General features: G+C 62.2%; 16 protein-coding genes. 8 read left to right on the top strand and 8 right to left on the bottom strand.

The window, feature by feature from the left end; all coding sequences use genetic code 11:
- Positions 1-2 precede the first annotated feature (2 nt).
- Positions 3-482 (top strand): GNAT family N-acetyltransferase, encoded by a 480-nt coding sequence (locus tag AC0L2D_RS22530; protein WP_084015986.1) that lies wholly within the window; start codon positions 3-5, stop codon positions 480-482.
- A gap of 1 nt (position 483) precedes the next feature.
- Positions 484-795, top strand: coding sequence for a DUF6665 family protein (locus AC0L2D_RS22525; protein ID WP_013529982.1), 312 nt, complete (start codon positions 484-486; stop codon positions 793-795).
- 3 nt (positions 796-798) lie between these two features.
- Here the strand turns inward: AC0L2D_RS22525 and AC0L2D_RS22520 are convergent, their stop codons facing one another.
- On the bottom strand, positions 799-1,143 hold the full coding sequence (locus AC0L2D_RS22520) for a cupin domain-containing protein (RefSeq protein WP_013529983.1): 345 nt from the start codon (positions 1,141-1,143) through the stop codon (positions 799-801).
- Positions 1,144-1,457: 314 nt separating this feature from the next.
- Here AC0L2D_RS22520 and petA point away from each other — a divergent pair, with 314 nt between their 5' ends.
- The 6 genes from petA to AC0L2D_RS22490 all read left to right on the top strand — a co-directional run bounded on the left by petA (position 1,458) and on the right by AC0L2D_RS22490 (position 6,937).
- Positions 1,458-2,018, top strand: a complete 561-nt coding sequence (gene petA, locus AC0L2D_RS22515; RefSeq protein ID WP_473542458.1) for a ubiquinol-cytochrome c reductase iron-sulfur subunit — start codon at positions 1,458-1,460, stop codon at positions 2,016-2,018.
- 17 nt (positions 2,019-2,035) lie between these two features.
- Positions 2,036-3,337, top strand: coding sequence for a cytochrome b (locus AC0L2D_RS22510; RefSeq protein WP_013529985.1), 1,302 nt, complete (start codon positions 2,036-2,038; stop codon positions 3,335-3,337).
- A gap of 28 nt (positions 3,338-3,365) precedes the next feature.
- Complete coding sequence (locus tag AC0L2D_RS22505; RefSeq protein WP_013529986.1) at positions 3,366-4,238, top strand: cytochrome c1; 873 nt, start codon at positions 3,366-3,368, stop codon at positions 4,236-4,238.
- Between the two features lie 126 nt (positions 4,239-4,364).
- Positions 4,365-5,060, top strand: a complete 696-nt coding sequence (locus AC0L2D_RS22500; RefSeq protein WP_027162161.1) for an acid phosphatase — start codon at positions 4,365-4,367, stop codon at positions 5,058-5,060.
- Between the two features lie 176 nt (positions 5,061-5,236).
- Positions 5,237-6,382 (top strand): alpha-hydroxy acid oxidase, encoded by a 1,146-nt coding sequence (locus tag AC0L2D_RS22495; protein WP_473542455.1) that lies wholly within the window; start codon positions 5,237-5,239, stop codon positions 6,380-6,382.
- Positions 6,383-6,391: 9 nt separating this feature from the next.
- Complete coding sequence (locus AC0L2D_RS22490) at positions 6,392-6,937, top strand: adenine phosphoribosyltransferase (RefSeq protein WP_013529989.1); 546 nt, start codon at positions 6,392-6,394, stop codon at positions 6,935-6,937.
- A 45-nt stretch (positions 6,938-6,982) separates the two neighbouring features.
- Here the strand turns inward: AC0L2D_RS22490 and AC0L2D_RS22485 are convergent, their stop codons facing one another.
- The 7 genes from AC0L2D_RS22485 to AC0L2D_RS22455 form a co-directional block, all read right to left on the bottom strand.
- Positions 6,983-7,453 (bottom strand): MaoC family dehydratase, encoded by a 471-nt coding sequence (locus AC0L2D_RS22485; RefSeq protein WP_013529990.1) that lies wholly within the window; start codon positions 7,451-7,453, stop codon positions 6,983-6,985.
- Positions 7,450-7,926 carry a MaoC family dehydratase gene (locus AC0L2D_RS22480; RefSeq protein ID WP_013529991.1) on the bottom strand — a complete coding sequence of 159 codons (477 nt, stop codon included), beginning with the start codon at positions 7,924-7,926 and terminating at the stop codon, positions 7,450-7,452. The genes AC0L2D_RS22485 and AC0L2D_RS22480 overlap by 4 nt, the downstream gene beginning before the upstream one ends.
- A 123-nt stretch (positions 7,927-8,049) precedes the next feature.
- Positions 8,050-9,024: a magnesium/cobalt transporter CorA gene (corA, locus tag AC0L2D_RS22475; RefSeq protein WP_023809832.1), complete on the bottom strand. Its 975-nt coding sequence runs from the start codon at positions 9,022-9,024 to the stop codon at positions 8,050-8,052.
- A gap of 240 nt (positions 9,025-9,264) precedes the next feature.
- Complete coding sequence (gene ychF, locus AC0L2D_RS22470; protein ID WP_024505635.1) at positions 9,265-10,368, bottom strand: redox-regulated ATPase YchF; 1,104 nt, start codon at positions 10,366-10,368, stop codon at positions 9,265-9,267.
- 89 nt (positions 10,369-10,457) lie between these two features.
- On the bottom strand, positions 10,458-11,183 hold the full coding sequence (gene pth / locus AC0L2D_RS22465) for an aminoacyl-tRNA hydrolase (RefSeq protein ID WP_224675187.1): 726 nt from the start codon (positions 11,181-11,183) through the stop codon (positions 10,458-10,460).
- 23 nt (positions 11,184-11,206) lie between these two features.
- A complete protein-coding gene (locus AC0L2D_RS22460; protein ID WP_013529995.1) occupies positions 11,207-11,848 on the bottom strand; it encodes a 50S ribosomal protein L25/general stress protein Ctc in 642 nt (213 codons plus the stop codon).
- Between the two features lie 249 nt (positions 11,849-12,097).
- Positions 12,098-13,132 carry a methyltransferase gene (locus tag AC0L2D_RS22455; protein WP_013529996.1) on the bottom strand — a complete coding sequence of 345 codons (1,035 nt, stop codon included), beginning with the start codon at positions 13,130-13,132 and terminating at the stop codon, positions 12,098-12,100.
- Between the last annotated feature and the right edge of the window lie 152 nt (positions 13,133-13,284).

Here is a 13,284-nt window from a genome sequence, read left to right as displayed (position 1 = left end):
CCATGGGTGGATCGACAGGCGCCATCCCAGAGGTCGGCTACGTGCTCAAGCGGCTCCGGCCGACCATGCCGGCCTTCGATACGCTGAAGGAAGAGAGCCGGCTGGAGGGCTACTGGATGCTGGTACGCCTTGCGGATGGCTGGGCAAGTGGCCGCAGCAAGTTCCTGAAACGGGGGGAGGCGCTGTACGGAGCCTGGTATGGAAGGGAACTCGCCGGCGTGTGCGGGTTGAACATCGATCCCTATTTCGAGGGCAGGGGCCACGGCCGGGTCCGGCACCTGTTTGTAAGCGCGCGCCACCGTCGCGCCGGCCTTGGCCGGATGCTGGTCGAAACCGTTGTCGACAGGGCACGTCACCATTTCGCCATGCTGAACACCCGCGCGCCGCAAGAAGCCTTCGGTTTCTATGAACGGCTTGGCTTTCAGCGCGTGGCGGGCGAAGAGTTCGTCACACACCGCATGGTTTTCGGGAAAGGAGGCTGAAATGTCCTTGCGTCCGCCATCTCATCTTGCCGGCGCCTCGGCCGCCGAAGCCGCCTTCGACGCGCTCGGCCATGAAATATTGGCGGAAAAGGCGGCAGCACTCGGCCGCGCCGGCCAGCGGGTAGAGGAAACGCTGGCCAGGCTGCGCGACAATGCCGACGAGCAACTGCGCCCCCTTCTGCTCAAGGATGCCGCCGAGGCGGTGCATGGCTATTTCATCCAGCGCGAGCTGTGCGGCTTGCGCAAGCACGATGCCGTCATTCGTGAATACAACATCCCGAAAGCGGTGCTGGCCAGGCTCGGCGCGAAATAGGGATCACTCCAGCCATTCGGTGATGAAGCTGCCATTCTCGTGGATGTCGGTCGTTTCCAGTGGGCCTGGGCCGAGATTGGTGAATTTGTGCGGCGTATTGGGTGGCACGATCAGGATCTGGCCGGCGGATGCCTCGATTTCCTGGTCGCCGACGGTGAACAGGCCGGTGCCCTGGCGGATGATGAAGATCTCCGCGTAGGGATGTGTGTGCAGGCGCGGGCCGCCGCCGACATCAGGCAGATAGTTGAAGATCAGGCAGGAGTTGGAGCCGTAGGCGCCACATTGCAACTCGCCCTTCCAATGGTCCGAGCGAACGGCCCAGGTGTCGCGGTCTATGACGTGTGCCATGATGACAAGGATAGACCCGGCTGGGGCCTTGTGTCGAGCCGAACAAGGGCGTCGGATTTGCGGTTGTTTCCCGGTTGTTTAGTGATGGTTGGCGGCTATCCGGCGTCGTGTTGACCGGCGGCGGATTTTGTCCCCGCGACAATCTGCCCTTGTGCCTTCACCCGTCTGGACAAAAACGGGCTTCACGCATAAACCGAAGTCCAAATGCCGGAGGAATTCGCAAGCCTGTTCGCCATGCGCTGTCGGGTTGGCGTAATTGAGCGGGGAACAAGGCTCAACCACCGGCACGGAAGAGGCGAAAGGATCAGGCACCCGTGAGCGCAACCGACACCCAGGATCCCAACCGTCGTGATTTTCTCTACGTCGCCACCGGCATGGCCGCAGTGGTCGGCGCGGGTGCTTTCGCGTGGCCGTTCATCGACCAGATGCGCCCTGACGCCTCGACGCTGGCGCTCGCCTCGGTCGAAGTCGACGTCGCCTCGCTGACGCCGGGTATGTCGCTGATCGTCAAATGGCGCGGCAAGCCGGTCGTGGTCCGCAACCGCACCGAACAGGAAATGAAGGACGGCGAGGCGGTCAAGCTGGCCGATCTCAAGGATCCGATCGCCCGCAACGCCAATCTCCCGGCCGACGCACCGGCGACCGACGCCAATCGCACCACGCCCGGCAAGGAAGCCTGGATGGTGATGGTTCAGGTCTGCACGCATCTCGGCTGCATTCCGCTTGGCCAGGAAGGCGATTTCGGCGGCTGGTTCTGCCCGTGCCACGGTTCGCAATACGACACCGCCGGCCGCATCCGCAAAGGCCCGGCGCCGGAGAACATGCCGGTTCCGGTATTCAAGTTCATTTCCGATACCAAGATCCTTATCGGTTGAGGCAGGGGGATATTTCGATGAGCGAGGGACACTCGACCTATACGCCCAAAACCGGTCTCGGACGCTGGTTCGACGCCCGCATGCCGCTGCCGCGGCTGGTCTATGACAGCTTCGTTGCCTATCCGGTGCCGCGTAACCTCAACTATGCGTGGACCTTTGGCGGCATCCTGTCGATCATGCTGGTGGCGCAGATCCTGACCGGCATCGTGCTGGCCATGCACTATACGGCCGACACCAATCTGGCCTTCGGCTCGGTCGAGAAGATCATGCGCGACGTGAATTCGGGCTGGCTGCTGCGCTACATGCATTCGAACGGCGCCTCTTTCTTCTTCGTCGCCGTCTACATCCACATCTTCCGTGGCCTCTATTACGGCTCCTACAAGGCGCCGCGCGAGCTGCTGTGGATCCTCGGCTGCATCATCTATCTCCTGATGATGGCGACCGGCTTCATGGGCTACGTGCTGCCATGGGGCCAGATGAGCTTCTGGGGCGCCACCGTCATCACCGGCTTCTTCAGCGCCATTCCGCTGGTCGGCGACTGGATCCAGCAGCTGCTGCTCGGCGGCTTTGCCGTCGACAACCCGACGCTGAACCGTTTCTTTGCGCTGCACTATCTGTTGCCGTTCATGATCGCCGGCGTTGTCGTGCTGCACATCTGGGCGCTGCATGTCGTCGGCCAGTCGAACCCGACGGGCATCGAGGTCAAGTCGAAGACCGACACCGTGGCCTTCACCCCCTACGCGACCATCAAGGACGCGTTCGGCATGATCGTGTTCCTGTTCTTCTTCGCCTATTTCGTCTTCTACCTGCCGAACTATCTCGGTCATCCCGACAACTACATCGTCGCCAACCCGCTGAAGACGCCGGCCCACATCGTGCCCGAATGGTACTTCCTGCCGTTCTACGCGATCCTGCGCGCCATCACCTTCAATGTCGGGCCGATCAACTCCAAGCTCGGCGGCGTGCTATGCATGTTCGGCGCCATCGTCATGTTGTTCCTGGTGCCGTGGCTCGACACTTCGAAGGTGCGCTCGGCGGTTTACCGGCCCTGGTACAAGCTGTTCTTCTGGCTGTTCGTGGCCGATGCCATCCTGCTTGGCTGGCTGGGCTCGCAGCCGGCGGAAGGCAGCTATGTGTTCATGGCGCAGATGGCGACATTGTTCTACTTCGCCTTCTTCCTGATCGCGCTGCCGGTGCTCGGCCTGATTGAGACGCCGCGACGGTTGCCGAACTCGATCACCGAGGCGGTGCTCGAGAAGAACAAGGGCGGCAGCGGACATCCGGCGGGCGCTACGGCGGCTCCGGAAACCAAAGGCTGAGCGGGTAGAGAATCTAAGGGGATTTGGCATGAAAAAGATTCTCACCTCGCTGGCGCTGATCGGCCTTGTGGCCGTCGCCGCTGGGGCCGCGGGCACTCGGGCGATCGCCGCCGAAGAGGCACACAATGTGGCCAATCCGACGCATTTCCCGATCGACGAGCCGAAGGAAATGGACTGGAGTTTCACTGGCCCATTCGGCACCTATGACAAGGCGCAGCTGCAGCGCGGCCTCAAGGTCTACAAGGAAGTCTGCTCGGCCTGCCATTCGATGAACCTGGTGGCGTTCCGCACGCTGTCGGACCTCGGCTATTCCGATGCGCAGATCAAGACGCTGTCGGCCGAGTACACCATCCACGACGGTCCCAACGATGCCGGCGACATGTTCGACCGTCCCGGCAAGCCGTCCGACCACTTCCCGCCGCCCTTCGCCAATGAGGAAGCCGCCGCTGCCTCCAATGGCGGTGCTGCTCCGCCAGACATGTCCCTGCTGGCCAAGGCTCGCGGTGTCGAACGCGGTTTTCCGCAGTTCGTCTTCGATATCTTCACCCAGTACGACGCGGGCGGCCCCGACTATATCCACTCGCTGCTGACCGGCTACGACCAGACGCCGCCTGCCGGCATGGTGATCCCGGAAGGCACCCACTACAATCCGTACTTCATGTCCGGCGTGTCGCTGAAGATGCCCAAGCCGCTCTCCGACGGCCAGGTGACCTATGATGACGGTGCGCCGCAGACCATCGACCAGTATTCCCGCGACGTCTCCGCCTTCCTGGCATGGGCGGCCGAGCCGCATATGGAAGACCGCAAGAAGACCGGTTTTCGCGTTCTGGTGTTCCTGCTTTTGTTCGGCGCGCTGGTCTATCTCACCAAGCGCAAGGTGTGGGAAGGCGTGGCGCATTAAGCCACACGATCAAGTGATCGCAAAGGGCGCCGAGAGGCGCCCTTTGCATTTCCGGATGCTGGTCGTGTCACATGGCCGTCACCGCATCCGGCGATCCTGTGCTGCTCTCATCAAAGGATCGCACCCATGAAAAGATACGCATCGCTCGCGGCAGGCCTGTTGCTGCTCATCGTCGGCTCGGCCGCGCAAGCGGAGGACGCCCAGCCTTTCGTCACCAACAAGGATGTCGACCTGACGATGATCCTGCCGCCGCCGCCGGCAAACGATTCGGCGCAGACCAAGGCCGAACTCGGCGAGGTGCTGATGCTGCAGGTGACACGCACGCCCGAGATGGTAGCCAGCGCCGTCGCCGATGCCGACGAGAATGTCTGGCGCTTCGCCAACGTCATGGGGCCGAAATTCAACAAGGAAACGCTGCCCAAATTCAGCGCCTTCTTCGACCGCGTCGTGGCCACCGAAGGCGCCGTCGTCGATCCGGCCAAGGATTTCTGGAAGCGCCCGCGTCCGCACCAGCTCAGCGACCTCGTCAAGCCGGCGGTCAAGTTGTCGAGCTCCGGTTCCTGGCCGTCCGGCCACGCCACCGTCGGCACCATGATGGGCATTATCCTGTCCGATATGGTTCCTGAAAAGCGCGCAGAGATCATGGCGCGTGCGGCCGAATACGCCCACAACCGCGAGGTCGGCGGCATCCACTATGCGTCCGACGTCGAGATGGGCAGGATTTCCGGCAGCGTCATCGCCGCGGTCCTGCTCAACCGGGACGACTTCAAGGCCGAATATGAAGTGGCCAGGGCCGAGCTTCGTTCGGATCTCGGCATGTAATCTTCGTCAGTCGGATCAGACCAGAAAGGGGCGCTTCGGCGTCCCTTTTTTTGCTCATGGCCATGTCCGGAGGGCAGCTCGAAAAATAGTCCGTTGGCACGCCGACAACAGGTTGATATTCGATGCATCGAACGGTGGCGAGAAACTTGTCCCGCCATGGCCTTTGGAATTCGATGATGCGGCTCAGCGACTGTCACAACTTTTCCGATTACCGCCGCATGGCGCAGCAGCGGCTGCCGGGGCCGATCTTCAACTACATCGACGGCGCGGCGGACGACGAGGTCACCTATCGCCGCAACACCGAAAGCTTCGAGACCTGCGATCTGGTTCCCAACGTGCTGCGCGGGGTGAGCGAGGTCGACATGTCGGTGACGGTCATGGGCCAGAAGCTGGCGATGCCGTTCTATTGCTCGCCGACCGCCTTGCAGCGCCTGTTCTATCACCAGGGCGAGCGCGCGGTCGCCAAGGCCGCCGCCAAATACGGCACGATGTTCGGCGTGTCGTCGCTGGGCACTGTCAGCCTCGAGGAGGCGCGCAGCATCAGCAGCGGCCCGCAAGTCTACCAGTTCTATTTCCACCGGGATCGCGGTCTTAACCGGGCGATGATGCAGCGCGCAAAGGCGGTCGGCGTCGAGGTGATGATGCTGACCGTCGACAGCATCACCGGGGGAAACCGCGAGCGCGACAAACGAACCGGCTTTGCCATTCCCTTCAAGCTCAACCTTACCGGAATGGCGCAGTTCGCGCTCAAGCCGGCCTGGGCGATCAACTATTTCACCCATGAGGGCTTCAAGCTGCCGCAGCTCGACGAGCATGTCGACATGGGCGGCGGCACGATGTCGATCAGCCGTTACTTCACCGAGATGCTCGATCCGTCGATGACATGGGACGACGTCGCCGAGATGGTCAAGCTCTGGTCGGGTCCGTTCTGCCTCAAGGGCGTCATGTCGGTGGAGGATGCCAAACGCGCTGTCGACATCGGCTGCAGCGGCATCGTGCTGTCGAACCATGGCGGGCGGCAGCTGGATGGCTCACGGGCGGCGTTCGACCAGCTTGCCGAGATCGTCGATGCCGTTGGCGACAGGATCGACGTCATCATGGATGGCGGCGTGCAGCGCGGCACACACGTGCTGAAAGCGCTGTCGCTCGGCGCCAAGGCCGTCGGCGTCGGACGCTACTATCTGTTTCCGCTCGCGGCGGCCGGCCAGCCCGGCGTGGAACGGGCGCTCGAACAGATGCGGGTCGAGATCGAACGCGGCATGAAGCTGATGGGCTGCAGCTCGATCGAACAATTGTCGCGCAACAATCTCCGTTTCAGGTAATCTCGACCCATGAAATCCTCGCTCGAAGACACGCTGCTTGCCGCGATCCGCACCATTCCGGACTATCCCAAACCCGGCATCCTGTTTCGCGACATCACCACGCTGCTTGGCAATGCGCGCGCCTTCCGCCGCGCCATCGACGAACTGGTGCATCCCTATGCCGGCCAGAAGATCGACAAGATCGCCGGCATCGAGGCGCGCGGCTTTATCCTTGGCGGCGCCGTCGCCCATCAGCTCTCGGCCGGTTTCGTGCCGATCCGCAAGAAGGGCAAGCTGCCCTACGAGACGGTGCGCGTCGCCTACAGCCTGGAATACGGGCTGGACGAAATGGAGATGCACAAGGACGGTGTTGCTCCGGGCGAGAAAGTGATCCTGGTCGACGATCTGATCGCCACCGGCGGCACGGCTGAAGCGGCGGTCAAGCTGCTGCGCCAGATAGGTGCCGACATCCTCGCCGCCTGTTTCGTCATCGACCTGCCGGACCTCGGCGGCCGTGCCAAGCTGGAGGCGCTTGGCGTGCCGGTGCGGACGCTGATTGGGTTCGAGGGGCATTGAGCGTTCTTCCCTTCTCCCACATGGGAGAAGGAAGAAGCGCCGCCTCTACTCGGCCTTCACCAGCACGGCGCTTTCGAACTCGAGCACCTTGGCGCCGGTCGAATCGAAAGCTTCCGAACGCAGCGCCAGCAGCCGCCAGCCGGGGCGTGAGGCAATCGGGCGGTGCGACAGCGCGGTGCGCGTGAAGGTGATGGTTTGCCCGGCATAGACCGGCTTCAGCCATTTCAGGTTCTTGAAGCCAGGCGAGGGGCCGAATTCCGGCACCGGACCGGGGCCGCTCCACGCAGCGATCTCGGCGTCCATGCGGTTTTCGAGATTGAGTTTCATCCAGGTGGCGGCGGTGTGCCAGCCGGATGCGCAGAGCCCGCCGAGCACGCTTTTCTTCGCGGCCTCCTCGTCGGTATGGAAGATCTGCGGGTCGTATTTGCGGGCGAAGGCCTTGATCGCCTCGGGCTCGAATGTGTGCGAGCCGAGCGTCACCGTGGTGCCGATACGAAAGAACTCGTCCAGTGTCATGCTTGGCTCCCCGCGGCATCGCGCGTGAGGAACATGGCGGAGTTCTCGAGCTCGAAGACGCTTTCGCCGCGCTGGTTGAACAGTTCGCTGCGCATTGTAACGAAGCCGAGTTGCGGCTTCGATTTGGACAGGCGCTTGGCAACGACCACCAGGGTGCCGGTCAGTTGATCGCCGGCCAGGACCGGCTTCTTCCATTTGACCTGATCGACGCCGGGCGCGCCCTGGCAGGTCGAGTCCAACAGGAAGGCATCGCACAGCATGCGCATGAACATGGCGCAGGTGTGCCAGCCCGACGCCGCCAGCCCACCGAGGATGCTGGCCTTGCCGGCTTCCTCGTCGAGATGCATCGGCTGCGGGTCGAATTCTCCGGCGAATTCGACGATCTCGGCGGCACTCACGAGCTTCGAGCCGAGGTCGATCGATGCACCCTCGATGAAGTCCTCATAGGCCCATGTTTTTATCTCTGCGGTCATGGTCTGGAATCCGGCTTGTCGACCCACGATCCCCAGGATCGGGGTTTCCGGATGCAGGCCGGCGTTCATTTGGTCAAGCGATTTCTACTGCGCCAGCCTGTGGCAGCCGATCGACAGGCCCACTCAGAGCCAGCCGCGGCGGCGGAAATACCAGAAGGGCAGGATCGCCGACAGCACCATCATGGCGATGGCGAAGGGATAGCCAAGTTCCCATTTCAACTCGGGGATGACGTCGAAATTCATGCCGTAGATCGAGGCGACCAAAGTCGGCGGCAGGAAGATGACGGCGGCGACCGAAAAGATCTTGATGATGGCGTTCTGCTCGATCGAGATCATGCCGAGCGTCGCGTCGAGCAGGAAGGAGATCTTCTGCGATAGGAAGGTGGCGTGGTCGGCGAGTGACAGCACGTCGCGGGACAGCGTCTTGATGCGCGCCTTGGTGTCCTTGCTCATCTTGGTGCGGGTCGAGGCATGGGCGAAAAAGCCCGCCAGGCGCTGCAGCGAGATCAGGCTGTCGCGGATCGAAGACGCGATGTCCTCCTTGCGGCCGATGGCTTTCAACAATTCCTGGAAGTCGCGATTGCGCTTGGAAACCTTGGTCGATCGCGCCTCGAAGATATCGCGCGAGATCGCCTCGATGTCACGGCCGGCACGCTCCAGAATGTCGGCGAGACGGTCGACGATCGCCTCCAGCAAGCCGATCAGGATGGTGTCGCCGCTGGTGCAGCCGGTCGCCACCTTCTCGGCGCGCTGCGGAAAGGTCTTGAAGGCCTTCGGCTCGTGGTAGCGCACAGTGATCAACCTTGTGCCGGCGAGCACGAAGGTGACCGGCGACATCAAGGGATCGTCGACCTCGGTCTGGGCGGGCAGGGTTGCGGTCATGAAGTAGGCGCCGTCCTCGACATAGAGGCGGCTCGAAATCTCGATCTCCTCCATCTCCTCGCGCGTCGGAATGGCAACGCCGAGCCAGCTCTCGATCGTCGCTTCCTCTTCCTTTGTCGGGTTGAACAGGTCCGCCCAGACGATGGTCTCGCTGTTTGCCAGGAGATCGTCGACGACGCGCAGGCGATCATTGTCCACGACGAAGGCCTTGATCATCGCCTGATTCCCTTGCTGGGGCCAAAGGGTGCGTTCGGATTGACGCGTCGTGTTGGATTGCACGGTTCCCGGCGCCAGCGCCGACCGTGCGTCTGCCGCTTAGACCTGTGACGTGACAAAATCAAGACAAGCGGCTGTCCCGGGCGGCCCGGCGGATGGCCGCCGGCCGAGTCGGAAAATCACGCCTGAAAAGTTTCGTCGGTTACCCCGTCGGATGTCTGGATGCTCGATAGACCAGCCTCAGGTGTTGAACTTGAACAGCAGGATGTCGCCGTCCTGGACGACATATTCCTTGCCTTCGTCGCGGGCCTTGCCGGCTTCCTTGGCCGCCACTTCGCCGCCCAGTGTGACGAAGTCATTGTAGGCGATGGTCTGGGCGCGGATGAAGCCGCGCTCGAAATCGGTGTGGATGACGCCGGCGGCCTGGGGGGCCTTGTCGCCCTTATGGATGGTCCAGGCGCGCGTCTCCTTCGGCCCGACGGTGAAGTAGGTGATGAGGTGCAACAGATCGTAGCCGGCGCGGATGACCTTGTTGAGGCCGGGCTCGTCGAGGCCGAGCGAGGACAGGAATTCCATCTCTTCCTCATCGGAGAGCTGTGCGACCTCGGCTTCGATGGCGGCCGAGATCACCACGGTGCCGGCGCCCTGGGCGGTCGCCATCTTTTCCACGGCCCTGGTGTGCTCGTTGCCGGTGGCTGCGTCGGCCTCGGCGACGTTGCAGACATAGAGCACGGGATGCGAGGTCAGAAGGTTCAGGCCCTGCAGGATGCGCAAATCTTCGGCCGAAATATCCTTGAGCAGGATGCGGGTCGGCTTGCCGGCCTGCAGCAGTTCTAGCGCTGCCTCCATCATCGGCAGCACTGACGTCGCTTCCTTGTCCTTGCTGCCGGCGCGCTTGCGGAATTGCACGATGCGGCGCTCGAGGCTGTCGAGGTCGGCGAGCATCAGCTCGGTTTCGACCGTCTCGGCATCGGCCACCGGGTCGATGCGGCCCTCGACATGGGTAATGTCGTCATCCTCGAAGCAGCGCAGCACATGCACGATGGCGTCGACCTCGCGGATGTTGGCGAGGAACTGGTTGCCCAGCCCTTCGCCCTTCGAGGCGCCGCGCACCAGACCGGCAATGTCGACGAAGGAGATGCGGGTCGGGATGATCTCCTTTGACTTGCCAATCGCCGCGATCTTCTGCAGGCGCGGATCGGGCACCGCGACCTCGCCGGTATTCGGTTCGATGGTGCAGAACGGATAGTTGGCGGCCTGCGCCGCAGCCGTTCTGGTCAACGCGTTGAAAAGCGTCGACTTGCCGACGTTGGGCAAGCCAACGATGCCGCATTTGAAACCCATTTTGTCCGGTCCTATCGGGAAATAGAAATTTGATCAGGGCTATGGGCGATAGGGGTGATCAACGTCAAGCCCTTCGGTCCCCTTGATGCTCAGTCCTTGCCGCCGAACAGCTTCTTCAGCATGGCGGCCATTGGACCGCTTTCCGGCAGCTTGGCCAGGGGCTGTTGGGGCCGTGCCTGGCGGACGTGACTTTGCTGCTTCTGCGCCGGCTGCTTAGGTGCCGATTTTTCGGGCTCCGGCCCGGCCTTGCCCTGGACGGCGAGACTGGCTTTGTTCATGAAGCCGGATTCGTCGCCTTTGGCGATCATGGCGGCGTTGTTGGCGATCGCGTCGAGCAGCGGGTCAAGCCATTCGCGGTCGGCCTTGTCGAAATCGCCGAGCACATGGTGCTGGACCATTTCCTTGACGCCTGGATGGCCGACGCCGATGCGTACGCGGCGATAGGCGTTGCCGACATGGCCATCGATCGAACGGATGCCGTTATGGCCGCCGGCGCCGCCGCCGGTCTTTATGCGCAGCTTGCCTTCGGCAAGATCGATCTCGTCATAGAAGACGGTGAGCGCGGAAAGCTCGAGCTTGTAGAAGCGCAGCGCTTCGCCGACCGACTGGCCGGACAGGTTCATGAAGGTCTGCGGCTTGATCAGGACGACTTTTTCGCCGCCGAGCGAGCCCTCGGCGATCAGGCCCTGAAATTTCTTCGACCAGGGCGAAAAGGAATGGCGGCGGGCGATTGCGTCCGCCGCCATGAAACCGACATTGTGCCGATTGCCGGCGTATTTCGCGCCCGGATTGCCGAGACCTGCAAACAGCAGCATCGCCTGCTCCGGGCGTGAAAGAGTTACTTCTCTTCGGCGGCAGGAGCCGCTTCAGGTGCAGCCGCTTCAGCCGTCTCTTCCGTCTCCGGCTTCATCGCCGACGAACCGGCAATGGTCGCGATGGTGAAGTCGCGGTCGGAGATCACAGGCTTGACCCCAGCCGGCAGCTTGACCGCCGAGATGTGGATCGAATCGCCAATGTTGGCGCCGGTGAGATCGACGGTGATGAATTCCGGGATCGCATTGGCCGGGCAGTGGAACTCGACTTCGTGACGCACGATGTTGAGCACGCCGCCGCGCTTGATGCCGGGCGACTTGTCCTCGTTGATGAAGTGGACAGGCACGTCGACATTGACTTCGGTGTCCTTGCCGATGCGCAGGAAGTCGACATGGACAGGGAAATCCTTGACCGGGTCGAGCTGGAAGTCCTTCGGCAGGACCTGGATCTTCTTGCCGTCGACATCGATCGTGGCGATCGTGGTCAGGAACCCGCCGCCATGGATCTTGTAGTAGATGTCCTTGTAGGTGAGCGCGATAGCCAGGGGAGGCTGCTTGTCACCATAAATTACTGCAGGCACTTTACCGTTGCGGCGAACTGCACGGGCGGACCCCTTACCGACCTGTTCGCGTGCTTCGGCCTTGAGCTCGTAAGTGTCGTGGCTCATGGCATTTCCTTTCGGTTTGTTCTGGAGCGCTCACGGTGGGCAGAGTGCCTGGACCGTAAACGTCGAAAGCCGACATACCCATGCATGATCTGGTCCGAAAACCGGAATCCACTTTTCGGGATCATGCGGGAAGGCGGCCTTCCGCCGCGTTGCCTCCAAGGGTGTCTACGCGGGTGGCGGCTCTATAGCGGAAGGCGGCCGGAGGTGCAAGCCAAAGGCACGACCGGCCTGGTGCAGCCCAGACGGCCGCTATCCGCGCTTTTCGATGACGGCATAGAGCACGTTGCGGTTCTCGCCGAAGAATACCTGCGCCTCGACGGTGTTGCGGTCGACGCTGGCATTGACGATGTTCCACATATCGACCTCCGATCGCAGCAGCAACACCCAGTCCATGAACGTCTCCCGATACCCCGCGTCGGGGGTGCCCTCGGCGTAGTTGGCGAACAGGAATGTTCCGTTCGGCTTCAACATCTGCAGGCAGGTCTTCGTGAGTTTCACCGCGACGTTGTGGGCGAGGTAGTCGTAAAGGCCGGAGGCGTAGATGAAGTCGAATTTGCCGAGCTTGTGGCCCCGCGTGAGCACGGTTCGCACCGAGCCGTCGATGGCTTCGACGGCGGTGCCCTGGAAGTCGCGCGAGATCAGCCCAACGCTCTGGGGATCCTGGTCGAGCGCAACCCAGCGCTTGAGACGGCCCTCCGTCAGGGCGACCGAACGATTGGCTTCCCGCAAATGGCCGGCCGCGATCGCCAGAACCTCGGTTTCCGGTCCGTTCTTGGCCGCGATCTCGTCGACATATCGGGTCAGGAGGTCGCGTCGTTCCCGGGCCGCGACGCATGACGGTACGTTCTGGGTATGGCTATAGAGTGCTTTGCCGACCTCCGAGGCGTTCGCCACGCTCTCTGCCACGTGCGGATCACAATAGATGTAGTCGAGCAACTGCGCGTCGCCGGAATAGCCCCTGGGTTTGGTGAAGGACCAGTGCGTCAGTGGATCCTCGAGAAAATACTTCAGGATCGGATGGTTCTGCGCGACCGGTATCAACGCATGCCAGACGTCGGGATGAACCTTGGAATGCAGGCCATTGAGGAAGGACAGCAAGCGGCCGACGATCTCGGCCGGGTTCTTGTCCTGTTCGACCTGCTGCTGTGTCGCGTGGAGAATGAGGGCAAGCTCCGCGCGCGCGGTTTCGAACGCTTCGCCATGATGCTCGATCTTTCCCCGAGGCAGCGTGCCGGCGAGCATCTCGGCAGTAATCAAGCTTTTGCCATCAAGAACGGTCTGCACGCCATCACTCCATAGTTAACAGTCGGTTAACTTATTGCGTAGAATGCTCCCTTTGCCAATGTCGGGCCGACGGCATTTTAGGTTTATGATTAATTTCCCGCCAACCATGTTCGTTGGTTAATCAGCTTCCGAGCCGGATTCCGGGTTCGAGT

This window comes from Mesorhizobium sp. WSM4833, assembly GCF_055811095.1.
Note: the sequence above shows the minus strand (reverse complement) of the source record. Positions and strands in the feature narration are given on the sequence as shown.

Excerpts from the sequence above, each read along its gene's own strand:
- AC0L2D_RS22485 (WP_013529990.1), bottom strand. The coding sequence starts at position 7,453 with ATGACACTGGACGAGTTCTTTCGTATCGGCACCACGGTGACGCTCGGC.
- AC0L2D_RS22505 (WP_013529986.1), top strand. The coding sequence starts at position 3,366 with ATGAAAAAGATTCTCACCTCGCTGGCGCTGATCGGCCTTGTGGCCGTC.
- pth (WP_224675187.1), bottom strand. The coding sequence starts at position 11,183 with ATGCTGCTGTTTGCAGGTCTCGGCAATCCGGGCGCGAAATACGCCGGC.
- AC0L2D_RS22510 (WP_013529985.1), top strand. The coding sequence starts at position 2,036 with ATGAGCGAGGGACACTCGACCTATACGCCCAAAACCGGTCTCGGACGC.
- AC0L2D_RS22490 (WP_013529989.1), top strand. The coding sequence starts at position 6,392 with ATGAAATCCTCGCTCGAAGACACGCTGCTTGCCGCGATCCGCACCATT.
- AC0L2D_RS22530 (WP_084015986.1), top strand. The coding sequence starts at position 3 with ATGGGTGGATCGACAGGCGCCATCCCAGAGGTCGGCTACGTGCTCAAG.
- corA (WP_023809832.1), bottom strand. The coding sequence starts at position 9,024 with ATGATCAAGGCCTTCGTCGTGGACAATGATCGCCTGCGCGTCGTCGAC.
- AC0L2D_RS22480 (WP_013529991.1), bottom strand. The coding sequence starts at position 7,926 with ATGACCGCAGAGATAAAAACATGGGCCTATGAGGACTTCATCGAGGGT.
- AC0L2D_RS22500 (WP_027162161.1), top strand. The coding sequence starts at position 4,365 with ATGAAAAGATACGCATCGCTCGCGGCAGGCCTGTTGCTGCTCATCGTC.
- AC0L2D_RS22520 (WP_013529983.1), bottom strand. The coding sequence starts at position 1,143 with ATGGCACACGTCATAGACCGCGACACCTGGGCCGTTCGCTCGGACCAT.
- AC0L2D_RS22525 (WP_013529982.1), top strand. The coding sequence starts at position 484 with ATGTCCTTGCGTCCGCCATCTCATCTTGCCGGCGCCTCGGCCGCCGAA.
- AC0L2D_RS22460 (WP_013529995.1), bottom strand. The coding sequence starts at position 11,848 with ATGAGCCACGACACTTACGAGCTCAAGGCCGAAGCACGCGAACAGGTC.
- AC0L2D_RS22495 (WP_473542455.1), top strand. The coding sequence starts at position 5,237 with ATGCGGCTCAGCGACTGTCACAACTTTTCCGATTACCGCCGCATGGCG.
- ychF (WP_024505635.1), bottom strand. The coding sequence starts at position 10,368 with ATGGGTTTCAAATGCGGCATCGTTGGCTTGCCCAACGTCGGCAAGTCG.